This is a genomic window from Tsuneonella sp. HG249 (genome assembly GCF_053819205.1).
The window spans coordinates 2,324,691-2,336,890 of sequence record NZ_JBSOQY010000001.1; the positions used below are offsets into that span (position 1 = coordinate 2,324,691).

Consider the following 12,200-nt stretch of genomic DNA (forward strand, 5'->3'; position numbering starts at 1 on the left):
GGGACGGATCGGTCCGATGAACATTGTTCAGTTGCTGATGATCGCCGGTGGACTGATGGCCATGCTGGTCCTCGGTTACTCCGCGTTCGCGGGCCCGTCCGTGGCGAAGGAAGCAACCCGGCGGCTGCAGGCCGTACGCTATCGCCACTCCGAAAGTACCGACACCAAGGTCGAATCCCAGCTCAAGAAGGCGATAGCCGCCCGCAAGCCCAAGACTTTTAAGGTGGCTGGCTCGGGTTCACGCATCGAAGCTCTTACCGGTCGGCTCGACCGCACGGGCAAAGGCTGGACGCTGACCCAGTACCTCTATGGTTCGCTTGGAATCGCCGTTCTATTCATGGTGATCGTGTTCCTTCGGACCGGCGCGCCGGTAATGAGCCTGGCGGTCGGTATGTTCGCCGGCGCTGGGATCCCGCACATGGTGGTGAACTTCTTCATCAAGCGGCGCACGAACCAGTTCAACTCGAAGTTCCCCGACGCCATCGAACTGCTGGTCCGCGGCCTCCGCTCCGGCCTTCCCGTGACCGAGACGCTGCAAGTAGTGGCACAGGAGATCGCGGGGCCGGTGGGCGTCGAGTTCAAGGGCATCGTGGATCGCATCCGCGTCGGCCGGACAATGGAGGAGTCGCTTCAGGTCACGGCCGACCGGCTGCAGATCGCGGAATTCAGCTTCTTCTGCATCACGCTCGCCATCCAGCGCGAGACCGGCGGCAACCTCGCCGAAACGCTATCCAACCTGGCGGACGTGCTGCGTAAGCGCGGCCAGATGAAGCTCAAGATCAAAGCGATGAGCTCGGAATCGAAGGCGTCGGCCTACATCGTCGGCTCGCTGCCTTTCATCGTGTTCTTCATGGTTTGGTGGATCAACCCGACCTACCTCGCCGGCTTTTTCAGCGACGATCGCCTGATCGTGGCCGGCCTCGGCGGCATGGTGTGGATGGGAATTGGCGTGTTCATCATGGCCAAGATGGTCAACTTCGAAATCTAACGGATCGCAGCAGCCATGATCAGCAACGCACCCGGCCCAACGCTTCTCGGCTTCGACGTCATACTGGTAGGCACACTGCTCGCCGGCGTGGCGGCGCTCGCCATGGTAATGGCGATCTACGCGGCTGTTACAATCAAGGACCCGATGTCGAAGCGGGTGAAGGCGCTCAACGCTCGCCGCGAAGAGCTGAAGGCCGGTATCGTCAAGGCCAACGCCAAGAAACGCACTAGCCTCGTGCGGCGCAGCGAGGGGACCGACAAGGTCCGGGAAACGCTCGCCAACATGAAGGTGTTGCAGCAGAGCCAGATCGAGGTCATCCAGCAGAAACTGGCCTGGGCTGGCTACCGCAATAAGGAATTGGCGGTCTATGTGATCGGCGCGCGCATGATCGTGCCGATCGTTTTCGGACTGATTGCCTTCATCCTAATCTACGCGCTTAACACCTTCCCGGAGTGGGGCAGCATGAAGCGCCTGCTCGCGCTGACCGCCTCGGTCGGGATCGGCTACAAGGCGCCGGAGATTTTCCTCAAGAACAAGGCCACGAAGCGGACCGATCTCGTTCGTAAGGGCTTGCCGGATGCACTCGACCTGCTGGTGATCTGCGCGGAAGCGGGCCTGACGGTCGACGCCGCGTTCAATCGCGTCGCCAAGGAACTCGGCCGTGCCTACCCGGAACTGGGCGACGAGTTTGCCCTGACCGCGATCGAACTGTCGTTTCTCACCGAGCGGCGCATGGCGTTCGAAAACCTCGCTTACCGCGTCAACCTTGACGCGGTGAAAGGCGTCGTCACCACGATGATCCAAACCGAGCGCTACGGCACGCCGCTGGCGTCGGCGCTGCGGGTGCTCTCGGCAGAATTCCGCAACGAGCGCATGATGCGCGCGGAAGAGAAGGCGGCGCGTTTGCCGGCCATCATGACCGTTCCGCTGATCCTGTTCATCCTGCCGACGCTGTTCATCGTCATTCTCGGCCCGGCCGCCTGCTCGATCAGCGACGCCTTCGCCAACCAGAAGTGAGGCGGCGGGTCGGGCGCTAGAGCGCTTCCGGGTCGAGTTCGCCCACGGCTTCGCGCAGCCGGGCGAGCATGGCGCCGAAGCTCTCGCGCTCCTGGCATGAGAAGCTCTCGAACAACTGGCGTTCCATGTCGAGCGCCAGGGGCATGATCCGCCCGTACATTTCGCGGCCGTCGCCCGTGAGTTCGAGATGGTGCGATCGCCCGTCGCGTGCGTTGGCGGTGCGGGCGGCCAGGCCCCTGTCTTCGAGCGCCTTGCACGCCCGGTTGACCGCCACCTTGTCCATCACCGTGGCCGCCGTGAGATCGCGCTGGGTCTTTGCCCCGGCGTCGCCGAGCACGGCCATCACGCGCCATTCCGGAATTCGCAAGCCGAATTGCCGGCGGTAGACTTCGGCCACCCGGGTGGACACCGCGTTCGAGGTGACCGACAGCAGGTAGGGCAGGAAGTCGGCTAGGCGAGTGGCAGGTTCGGTCATCGCAACCGGTTTCCCCCGAAACCGTCCGCTAGGCAAGCGCCGTCGGTCACTCGTAACGCGGCTGCTCCCACCAGGGGTAGAAGTCGGGCATGCTGGCGCCGACCGTGTCGGGGTAGTCGGGCGCGCGCTTCTCGAGGAACGAGTTCACGCCTTCGCGCGCATCGGCGCTACGGCTGAGGCGATAGATCGCCCGGCTGTCGATCCGGTGAGCCGCCATCGGATGCTCGGCCGCCGACAGCCGCCAGAGCATCGCGCGAGTCATCGCCACCGATACCGCCGAGGTATTCTCGGAAATCTCGTGAGCCAGCGCGAACGCCGCATCGAGCAGTTCGCCTTGCGGATGGACTGACCGCACCAGGCCCTTGTCGAGCGCTTCGGCGGCATCGAAGATGCGCCCGGTCATGCACCATTCGAGCGCGGTCTGGATGCCCACCAGCCGCGGCAGGAACCAGCTCGACGCCGCCTCGGGCGTGATCCCCCGCCGGGCGAACACGAAACCGAAGCGTGCATTGTCCGAACACAGCCGCATGTCCATCGGCAGCTGCATCGTTGCCCCGACCCCGACCGCTACGCCGTTGCAGGCCGAGATCAGCGGCTTCTTCACGTCGAACAGCCGCAGCGTGAGACGCCCTCCCCCATCACGCACCCGCTCGTCGGAGAGATCCTCGACTACCTCGGGATCGGAGAACACGTGGCCCCCGCCTTCCGGCGTAAGGTCCGCGCCAGCGCAGAACGCGCGCTCGCCGTGACCGGTGAACACCACCGCTCGCACCCGGTCGTCGCCGTCCGCCTCGTCCATCGCATCGATCAACTCGGCCATCATCGTGCGAGTGAAGGCGTTCATCTTCTCGGGCCGATGAAGGGTAACGAGCGCCACCGGGCCTTGAACGTCGTACTTGATCTGGCCGTAACCGCTCATGCGGGTTCCCCTCGGGCGATGTTGGACTTGGCACACATGGCACACTGTTCTGCGCAACAAAAACCGGCGCTACCTGACCCGCTGCAAACCGCGGGAAAGGGAGCGCCGGAAATCGTCATCGGCACGGCCTAGCGCGGACCGGGCGGTGTAGGAAAGCGGATCAGCGCGGCGCCATGCGGATCGCGCCGTCGAGGCGCACGTCTTCGCCGTTGAAGTAGCCGCATTCGATCATCGTCATCGCCAGCATCGCGTATTCCTCGGCGTTGCCGAGCCGCTTGGGGAACGGCACCGAAGCGGCGAGCGCGTCCTTCACGGCTTGCGGGGCAGCGTTCATCAGCGGGGTGTTGAAGATGCCCGGGAGGATCGTGTTCACCCGGATGCCCTCGCTCATCAGGTCGCGCGCGATCGGCAAAGTCATGCCGACCACCCCGCCCTTCGATGCCGAGTAGGCCGCCTGGCCCATCTGGCCGTCCTCGGCTGCTACCGAAGCGGTGTTGACGATGGCCCCGCGCTCGCCGTCCTCGAGGGAGTCGAGCGTCAGCATGCCGGCCGCCGATTTCGCGATGCAGCGGAACGTGCCGACGAGGTTGATCTGGATGATCCAGTTGAAGGCATCGAGCGGGAAGTGCTTGATGCTGCCATCGGTCTTCGAGCGGCTTGCGGTCTTGATCGCATTGCCGGTGCCAGCGCAGTTGACGAGGATCCGCTCCTGCCCATGTGCTTCGCGGGCCTTGGCGAAACCGGCGTCGACCGACCCATCGTCGGTCACGTTGACCTCGCAGAACACCCCGCCGATCTCCGCCGCAACCGCCTCGCCCTTCTCCGCCTGGAGATCGAAGATGGCGACTTTGGCGCCCTTGGCGGCCAACGCGCGCGCGGTTGCCGCGCCGAGGCCCGAGGCGCCGCCGGTAACTACCGCGGCGGTGTTGCTGTCGACTTTCATGGGAAATCCTCTCCGAAGTTAATGGCGGTCAGACCGCTTCGATAATCGTCACGTTGGCGACGCCGCCGCCTTCGCACATGGTCTGCAGGCCATACTTGCCACCCCGCGCATGGAGCGCGTTGAGCAGCGTGGCCATCAGCTTGGTTCCGCTCGCGCCGAGCGGGTGGCCGAGCGCGATCGCGCCGCCATTCACGTTGAGCCGCGCCGGATCGGCGCCGGTATGCTGGAGCCACGCCATGGGCACGGTCGCGAAAGCCTCGTTGACCTCGTAAAGGTCGATGTCGGCGATCTTGAGCCCCGCCCGCGCCAGCGCCTTGTCGGTCGCGAACAGCGGTTCCTCGAGCATGATCACCGGGTCGCCCGCGGTCACCGTCAGCGTGTGAATTCGAGCACGGGGCGTGAGGCCGAGCTCCTTGAGCATGGCTTCGGATACGATCAGCGCGGCGCTGGCGCCGTCACAAATCTGGCTCGAGCTTGCGGCGGTGATCTTGCCCCCTTCCTTGAGCAGTTTGACCCCGGCAATCCCTTCGAGCGAGGCATCGAAGCGAATGCCCTCGTCGGCGGTGTGCTCCACCGGACCTTCGGGCGTCTCGACCGTGATCGGGACGATCTCGCGCTCGAAGGCGCCCGATTGCGTCGCTGCGATCGCCTTCTTGTGGCTTTCGTAGGCGAAGCGGTCGATCTCGTCCTTCGAGAATCCGTACTTGTCGGCGATCATCTCGGCGCCGGCAAACTGCGACCACATGATACCCGGAAACTTGGCTTCGAGGCCGGGCGACTTGTAGTGTCCCATCCCCTCCTTCAGGTGGAAGGTCAGGTTGGTGCCCATGGGCACGCGGGTCATGCTCTCCACTCCGGCCGCGATCACCGCATCCTGCGTCCCGCTCATCACCGCTTGCGCGGCGAACTGGATCGCCTGCTGCGAGGAGCCGCACTGGCGGTCGATCGTCACCGCCGGGCACGACTGCGGAAGGCTCTTGCTCGCGAGCACCGCCATGCGACCCACCTGCATCGACTGCTCGCCGGCCTGGGTTACGCAGCCCATTATCACGTCGTCCACCCGCGCGGGATCGATGCCTGTGCGGTTCACCAACGCGTCGAGCGTTGTCGCCGCGAGGTCGACGGGATGAACGCCGGAAAGCTTGCCGCCCCGGCGCCCGCCGGCGGTACGAACGGCATCGACGATATAGGCGGTGGGCATGCCCGGTTTCCTTCAATTCGCGTGGTGCCTGACGTTTGCGTAAGCGGCAGCCCGAGCCGGGTCAAGCTGCCCGGTAAGTGAGGGACGACGGAGCACTTTATCGGCTGTTGGCAGGGCTTCGTCGAAAGTCCCTTGCCGAGCTCGATCGAGCGACCTGCGCTAAAGTTACCACATGACGCACTTAACTTTCGTCAGTTTTACGCCCGGCGAAACACAAGTGCGCAGCCGACAGCACTTGTGGTGCGGCTGCAACAGATGTGTCATCCTTTTCACGCTTCCCTTGAAAACGCTTTGAAACCGCCGCGCATCGCGCGCAAAGCGAGCAATCCGAAGAGAACCGTGACCCCAACGGCACGGTCCTAGGGGACTGGACCTGCGGGCTTCGCCCGCGAGTTGAAAAAGGGATAAACCGACGTGAAATTCCAACACATCTTCAAGGTGAGCTCCGCGACCGCCGTGCTCGGTGCGATGCTCGCTTCGCAGCCTGCCATGGCGCAGGAAGCCGCTGGCGACGATAGCTCGGCCGATGAAGGCGCCATCGTCGTCACCGGTTCGCGTATCGTTCGTCCGAACGAAGAGTCGAACAGCCCGATCATCGTCGCCACCGGCGAAGACACGGTCAAGAACGCCGACGTAACGCTCGACACGTACCTAAACACCCTGCCCGCCGTTAACCCGGCCGGCACCACCACGTCGAACAACCCCAGCAATGGCGGCCAGTCCAACGTCGACCTTCGCGGCCTCGGCGCCAACCGCAACCTCGTCCTGATCGACGGCCGCCGCCCGATGGTGTCGGCATCCGACCAGACGGTCGACCTCAACACGATCCCGCAGGGCCTGATCGAGCGCATCGAAGTCGTCACCGGCGGCGCCGGCGCGACCTACGGTGCCGACGCCATCGCGGGCGTGGTCAATATCCGCATGAAGGACGATTTCGAAGGGGTCGACCTACGTGCAAGCTACGCCAACACCGCAGCTGCCGACGCAGAAGAGTGGCAGATTAGCGGCGTTATCGGCGGCAACTTCGCCGACGGTCGGGGCAACATCGCGGTCGCTGCCGAGCATGCCGAACGTGACGGTCTCATCAAATCGGAACGTCCGTTCTCAGCACAAGCCACTTCGACCACCCGCACCTTCCCGACGGGTCGCCTGGTGGAAAGCACCACCAACCCGATCACGCAGGCGGCGATCAACTCCGTGTTCGCAGGCTACGGGATTACCACCGGGCAGCCGAGCCAGGGCTCGTCGAACCTCGCTTTCAATGCTGACGGAACGCTCTTCGGAACGGGCGTCTTCAACAACCCCGAGGACGTCACCAACCTGCGGCCGACCAACGGCGTAAACCCGAATCTCAATTTCCTGCCCGATTTCTACAGCTACAACTTCGACATCATCAACTTGCTTGTTCTGCCGTTCGAACGCGACTCCGTGTTCGGCCGGGGCAACTACGAAGTCTCCGACGCGCTCGAATTCTTCGCACAGGGCGGATGGACGAAGTATACCTCGGCAACCGCGTTGGCGCCGACGCCAGTCAGCACGGGTGTGAACAACCCTGCAAACCGCACCAGCGTACGGAATGCTACCTCGGAGTTGATTACGCCGGGCGCGAATCCTGCCTCCTCTACGGGGGCGCCGTATCGTTTCGCCGCCTTCGTGGTACCGGTGACGAACCCGTTCATCTCGCCTGATCTGAGGACGATCCTCAATTCGCGTACGGGCGACAACCCTGGCCTTGTGGGCTCCGGCGCCAACGAAGCCTTCCAGATCTCTAAGCGCTTTCTTGACACCGGCCTCCGTCAGGAGACCCTTATCAACGAAGTGATTCAGGGCCTGATCGGCGTCCGCGGCGAATTTGCCCCGGGCTGGAACTACGAGCTTTACGCGTCGAAGGGTAAGACCACGATCACCGACGAGTTGAACGGTAACGTCAACGTCGACGACGTGCAGCGACTTCTCGAAGCTGCCGACGGTGGCGCGTCGCTCTGCGCCGGCGGCTTCAACCCGTTCGGTGTGCAACCGCTGTCGGCCGCGTGCCTCGAGTACGTGTCGGAGCCTGGCTTCACCACAACCACGTTCACCCAGGAAATCTTCCAGGGCTACGTGACCGGCACGCTGGCAGAGCTTCCCGCCGGCGCGATCCAGCTGGTGGCCGGCGCCGAGCACCGCAAGTTCGTATACCAGTACGATGCCGGTACGCTCAACGGCCCGATCGCGGGCTTCAACACCGGTACCGACGACAACGGCACCAACACCTTCAGGGACTTCTTCGGCGAACTTCTGATCCCGCTGGTCCGCGACGGTTTTGTGAACTCGTTGGAACTGAGCCTGCAGGCCCGTCACTCGACGAGCGACTTCAACGACATCGAGAATGGGATCGACGGCGAATCGCAGGGCAACTGGGCCTACGGCGCCACGCTCAGCGCCGGTGTGAACGATGCGCTGCGGCTCCGTGGCAGCTACCAGCACTCGGTCCGCGCGCCGAACTTCGGCGAGCTGTTCTCGGGCGGTAGCTCGTTCCCACAGTACTTCGATCCGTGCTCCAACGGCACTGCGTTCCGCGCCACTGGCGCCCAGGCCGCAGCGCTTTGCACGGCCACGGGCGTTGGGAACATCTCGCAGTACGCACAAACGCCGGGCAGCCAGGCGTTCCTGGGCATTACCGGCAATCCCAATCTGCAGCCAGAGACCGGCGACACCTTCACGGTGGGTGCGGTGTTCGAAGCGTTCGGGTTCACGGGTTCGATCGACTACTACAACATCCGTATCAAGGACGCGATCCTGCAGCCGGATCCAAACCTGATCATCGCCGCGTGCTATGGCTACCACGGCCAGAACACGAGCCTGAGCGCTACGAGCCCGTACTGCGAAGGCATCGTTCGCGTGCCGGACATCAGCTACATCTCGCTGCCGGTTTCGCTCGGCGGTGACGGTGCCGGCTACTTCCAGCAGGTGAACCAGGGGACGATCAAGACTTCCGGTATCGACTTCCAGCTCGGCTACAACCTGCCGACCGAGTTCATCGGTCCGGAATCGAACCTGCGGTTCAATTTCCTCGCCAACTACATAATCGACTACAAGGTCGAGGAACTCCCCGGCGTGGTGATTGATTATGCCGATACCGTCTCGTACTTCGGTGCGAACCTCGGTACGAGCTTCCCGCGCTTCAAGGCGACCCTGAACACGATTCTGAATTTCGACGAAGGCCTCGCGTGGGATACCCGCGTTCGGTACATCGACGGAATGAAGAACCGTGCCTCGGTGCAGTTCCCGGGCGAGACGTTCGACGGCACCGATGGCGCGGTCTACGTGGACACGGCGATCGCCGCCACCGTCGACGACCGCTTCACGTTCCGCGTGGGCGTCAACAACCTCCTCGACCGCAAGCCGGAGCTTTACGCCCCGAACGTGCAGTCGGGCACCGATCCGTCGCTCTACGACATCATCGGTCGTCGCTACTTCGTCCAGGTCGGCCTTAAGCTCTGATCTAAACGCAAAGCGTAACAGGGAGGGCGGGGCTTCGGCTCCGCCCTTTCTATTTGCGGGGGTCGCTTGGCCCTTCAAGGTCGGGGGTCCTTCTGCTAATCCGACCGGGTCAACGTAAGGAATTGTGCATGAACCGAACGATGCTTGCTGCCGTAGCAGGGGCAGCATTATTGCTGCCGGCGAGCGCTTTCGCGCAGGGCGACAAGGATCGGAACGATCCGAGCGAGCTCGTCTGCAAAAGCCAGAAGAAAACCGGCACCCGCTTCGCGACCAAGACCTGCTACACGCGCAAGCAGTGGGATGACCTTACCGAAGCCAACAAGCGGAACTACGCCGAGATGCGTGACCGCAGAACGATCGATACAACGCGCGACAACTGATACGGACGCTGCGGCACTCGCCGAAAGGCCCTTAATTGCGATTATCCAACCTCGTGGCGCAGATGGCGCAGGCCAAAGGCGCATTCGAAAGCGGTGACTTCGCGCGAGCGCGCGATTTGGCGAGCAAGGCTTCGGCCCAGCAGCCCCACAATGCGCAGGTTCTGCAGTTTCTCGGCATCGCTCAAGCGCGAGCCGGTGATCCGGCTCAGGGCCTGGCGACCCTTAAGCGGGCGATAGCCCTCGCTCCATCCGATGTTCAGCTTCGCCTCAACGCTGCGCGCGCCGCAATTGACGCGGGCGCTTATTTCGAGGTCGCAGACATATGCGCTCCGGTGTCCGAGAATCCGGCGGCTCAGCAGGCGATGGCCCAGGCGGCTCGATTGGGGGGCGACGCCGAAGCTGCGGTCGACAGGCTCGCAGCGCTGGCCGCGAAAAAGCCCCGCGATTTCCACGTCCTCAACAACTTCGGCAACGCCCTGATCGATGCAGGGAGGGCCCGCGAGGCGGCGGGGGTCCTGGAACGCGCGCTGACGATCAGCGATAAGGAACCGCACCTCTGGTTCAACCTCGGGCGTGCCCGCACCGTGATGCAGGAGTTTGAGGCCGCCTGGGAAGCCTTCGCCCGTGCCGCTGGCCTCAATCCGGTCGACCCCGAACTCAACGTCGAACTCGGCAAGTCATTGTTGCGCTATCAGCAGCACGAAGCGGCCCTCCTCCGCTTGTCGGAAGCGGCTCGCTCGGGACGCGCCGATGCACAAGTGCTGACAATGATCGGCCTGTGCTTTGCAGGCATGGACCGCCGCGAAGAAGCTGAGCGGGCCTACCGCATGGCGCTCAAGATTGATCCGCAAGCTTCGCAGGCAGTGCTTAACCTCGCTCTGCAGATGGAACGCGAAAACCGCGTTCGGGAGCTGGAGAAGCTGGTCGACGACGCCCGTAAGACGGGGATGGATGGTCCGGAGATCGCCTATTGCGACGCGCTCATTCTTCGGCGGAAGGATGATTTGGCTGGTGCCCTTAAGATTGCCGAACAGAACAGCCCGGAAGGCCTGGATTCCTACGTCCGTTCCCAATTCATTGGCCAACTTGCGGACCGCATGGGTGAGACCGAAAAAGCGTTTCTCTCCTTCCGCGAGATGAACGAGGCGGTGCAAGTGACCCCGGCAGGCAAGAGGTACGAGGGTACCGAGCATGGCGCATTGGTTCGCCAGGCTACGGCCAACGTCACTCCCGCATGGTATTCACGATGGACCGGAACCCCTCCCGAGGACGGGCGAGCATCGCCGGCGTTTCTCGGAGGGTTCCTCCGGTCGGGCACCACTCTGCTCGATACCATCCTCATGGGCCATGACGGTACCGAAGTGCGCGAGGAACAGCCGATGCTGGCGCGGCTAGAAGAGACGGCGCCCGCGATCGAGGACTTACCGACCCTTCAAGGTGAGCGAATGGCCGCCATGCGCGCCGCCTACTTCACTGAGCTACGCGCAAGAGGCCCTATTCCGCCCGGCAAGCTGATCGTCGACAAGTTCCCGCTGATGACTTTGAGGGCGGCGCACATCCACCGCGCGTTCCCCGACGCGAAGTTCATCTTCGCCCTGCGTCACCCATGCGATGTGGTCCTCAGTTGCTACATGCAGAACTTCATGGTCACGAGCGCCATGTCGAGCTTCCTGACGTTGGAGAACTCGGCGAAGCTCTACGATGCGGCGATGACATTCTGGCAGCGGGCGCGCGAAGTCATGCCACTCGATGTACATACCGTCCGCTACGAAGACATGGTGCAGGATCTGGAGGGCGAGCTGCGTCCTCTCATCGCATTTCTGGGCCTCGAGTGGGACGCGGCCTTGCTCGACCACCAAAAAACAGCGCGCGATCGCGGTTACATCCGCACACCGAGCTACGCGCAGGTAACCGAGAAGGTTTACACGCGGTCCAGCGGCCGATGGGAAGCCTATCGCCGCTACATGGAGCCGGTGCTGCCGGTGCTCGCGCCCTGGATCGAAAAGTTCGGCTACGAGCCGGTCTAGGCAATCACGGTTGCGACGCGCTGTGTCGCAGCCAACCCGTGATCGACAATCGGCGGGCCTGGACCCAAGGCGCGACGTAACTAACGTGGTGTTTGCTCGGCACCGAAAATATGCGCAGTACGTTGAAGTCGGGGACGAAGCCGGTAACGGCGTCCCCTTTCTCGAACAGCAGCAGGCCGCCCCAATCGGCCTGCCATCCACTCGTCAGGCCGTACACGTATGCGGCGACGCGGTTCTTGCCCTCGATCGCGTCGTCATGCGTGGTCAGGAAGTCTCTCGCCCGATAGTCCGTGGCCTGGGCGTCGGCAAAGGAGATCGCGTCGGACCCGGTGATGCCGCGCATCAAGGCAATCGTTTCCGCCGAGTTCAGTAGGTCATTGAACCGATCGAGCAACATTCCCCTCGCAGTCCGGGACGTTGGCTCCTCGGAAACGCGGATCGCCCGATAGCGGTACTGTAGACCGGTTCGCGCGGCGTTTTCGATCATCCGCTGCAATTCGGTCTTCTGGTGGTCGGCGAGCCGCAGGAACTCCGCGTGGGGCATTTCGTAGACCTTCTCCCCTGCACGGAAGATTTCGATCCAAGCGTCTGTCCCGGCCAACTCGCGCGCAAGGGCACTTGCCTCATCGCCCGGTAGCAGCCCCGGAACTGATACCGCGCCGGAGCGTGCAAAGTGCATCGAAAGCCCAGGTAGATCGATCCGAGGAGCGAGCGAAAGCTTCATCCGCCGGTCCATACGAACAACCCAACGCGAAGGCGAGCCTGCT

General features: G+C 63.4%; 10 protein-coding genes. 5 read left to right on the forward strand and 5 right to left on the reverse strand.

The features are described from left to right. Nucleotides 1-16 precede the first annotated feature (16 nt). The gene (locus tag ACWPM1_RS11680) at nucleotides 17-988 is read left to right on the forward strand and encodes a type II secretion system F family protein (protein WP_455695002.1); all 972 of its coding nucleotides are present in this window, start codon (nucleotides 17-19) and stop codon (nucleotides 986-988) included. Between the two features lie 15 nt (nucleotides 989-1,003). Then, nucleotides 1,004-2,005 carry a type II secretion system F family protein gene (locus ACWPM1_RS11685; RefSeq protein ID WP_455695003.1) on the forward strand — a complete coding sequence of 334 codons (1,002 nt, stop codon included), beginning with the start codon at nucleotides 1,004-1,006 and terminating at the stop codon, nucleotides 2,003-2,005. Nucleotides 2,006-2,021: 16 nt separating this feature from the next. On the opposite strand, the gene ACWPM1_RS11690 is transcribed toward ACWPM1_RS11685, so the two are convergent. The 4 genes from ACWPM1_RS11690 to ACWPM1_RS11705 all read right to left on the reverse strand — a co-directional run bounded on the left by ACWPM1_RS11690 (nucleotide 2,022) and on the right by ACWPM1_RS11705 (nucleotide 5,543). Then, nucleotides 2,022-2,480, reverse strand: a complete 459-nt coding sequence (locus ACWPM1_RS11690; RefSeq protein WP_455695005.1) for a MarR family winged helix-turn-helix transcriptional regulator — start codon at nucleotides 2,478-2,480, stop codon at nucleotides 2,022-2,024. 46 nt (nucleotides 2,481-2,526) lie between these two features. Next, on the reverse strand, nucleotides 2,527-3,399 hold the full coding sequence (locus tag ACWPM1_RS11695) for a crotonase/enoyl-CoA hydratase family protein (RefSeq protein WP_455695006.1): 873 nt from the start codon (nucleotides 3,397-3,399) through the stop codon (nucleotides 2,527-2,529). 160 nt (nucleotides 3,400-3,559) lie between these two features. Then, a complete protein-coding gene (locus ACWPM1_RS11700; protein WP_455695007.1) occupies nucleotides 3,560-4,342 on the reverse strand; it encodes an SDR family NAD(P)-dependent oxidoreductase in 783 nt (260 codons plus the stop codon). A 28-nt stretch (nucleotides 4,343-4,370) separates the two neighbouring features. Further along, nucleotides 4,371-5,543, reverse strand: a complete 1,173-nt coding sequence (locus ACWPM1_RS11705; protein ID WP_455695008.1) for an acetyl-CoA C-acetyltransferase — start codon at nucleotides 5,541-5,543, stop codon at nucleotides 4,371-4,373. A 414-nt stretch (nucleotides 5,544-5,957) separates the two neighbouring features. Between ACWPM1_RS11705 and ACWPM1_RS11710 the strand changes: the two genes are divergently transcribed. The 3 genes from ACWPM1_RS11710 (at nucleotide 5,958) to ACWPM1_RS11720 (ending at nucleotide 11,433) form a co-directional block, all read left to right on the forward strand. Continuing rightward, on the forward strand, nucleotides 5,958-9,026 hold the full coding sequence (locus ACWPM1_RS11710; protein ID WP_455695009.1) for a TonB-dependent receptor domain-containing protein: 3,069 nt from the start codon (nucleotides 5,958-5,960) through the stop codon (nucleotides 9,024-9,026). Nucleotides 9,027-9,154: 128 nt separating this feature from the next. After that, complete coding sequence (locus ACWPM1_RS11715; protein WP_455695010.1) at nucleotides 9,155-9,406, forward strand: hypothetical protein; 252 nt, start codon at nucleotides 9,155-9,157, stop codon at nucleotides 9,404-9,406. A gap of 62 nt (nucleotides 9,407-9,468) precedes the next feature. After that, on the forward strand, nucleotides 9,469-11,433 hold the full coding sequence (locus ACWPM1_RS11720; protein WP_455695011.1) for a tetratricopeptide repeat-containing sulfotransferase family protein: 1,965 nt from the start codon (nucleotides 9,469-9,471) through the stop codon (nucleotides 11,431-11,433). Between the two features lie 4 nt (nucleotides 11,434-11,437). On the opposite strand, the gene ACWPM1_RS11725 is transcribed toward ACWPM1_RS11720, so the two are convergent. Then, a complete protein-coding gene (locus ACWPM1_RS11725; protein ID WP_455695012.1) occupies nucleotides 11,438-12,157 on the reverse strand; it encodes a 2OG-Fe(II) oxygenase in 720 nt (239 codons plus the stop codon). Nucleotides 12,158-12,200: the final 43 nt, after the last annotated feature.

What these genes read in the sequence shown, in the direction of transcription:
- ACWPM1_RS11725 (WP_455695012.1), bottom strand. Translation starts at nt 12,157, where the DNA reads ATGAAGCTTTCGCTCGCTCCTCGGATCGATCTACCTGGGCTTTCGATG.
- ACWPM1_RS11685 (WP_455695003.1), top strand. Translation starts at nt 1,004, where the DNA reads ATGATCAGCAACGCACCCGGCCCAACGCTTCTCGGCTTCGACGTCATA.
- ACWPM1_RS11680 (WP_455695002.1), top strand. Translation starts at nt 17, where the DNA reads ATGAACATTGTTCAGTTGCTGATGATCGCCGGTGGACTGATGGCCATG.
- ACWPM1_RS11715 (WP_455695010.1), top strand. Translation starts at nt 9,155, where the DNA reads ATGAACCGAACGATGCTTGCTGCCGTAGCAGGGGCAGCATTATTGCTG.
- ACWPM1_RS11720 (WP_455695011.1), top strand. Translation starts at nt 9,469, where the DNA reads ATGGCGCAGGCCAAAGGCGCATTCGAAAGCGGTGACTTCGCGCGAGCG.
- ACWPM1_RS11690 (WP_455695005.1), bottom strand. Translation starts at nt 2,480, where the DNA reads ATGACCGAACCTGCCACTCGCCTAGCCGACTTCCTGCCCTACCTGCTG.
- ACWPM1_RS11695 (WP_455695006.1), bottom strand. Translation starts at nt 3,399, where the DNA reads ATGAGCGGTTACGGCCAGATCAAGTACGACGTTCAAGGCCCGGTGGCG.
- ACWPM1_RS11705 (WP_455695008.1), bottom strand. Translation starts at nt 5,543, where the DNA reads ATGCCCACCGCCTATATCGTCGATGCCGTTCGTACCGCCGGCGGGCGC.
- ACWPM1_RS11700 (WP_455695007.1), bottom strand. Translation starts at nt 4,342, where the DNA reads ATGAAAGTCGACAGCAACACCGCCGCGGTAGTTACCGGCGGCGCCTCG.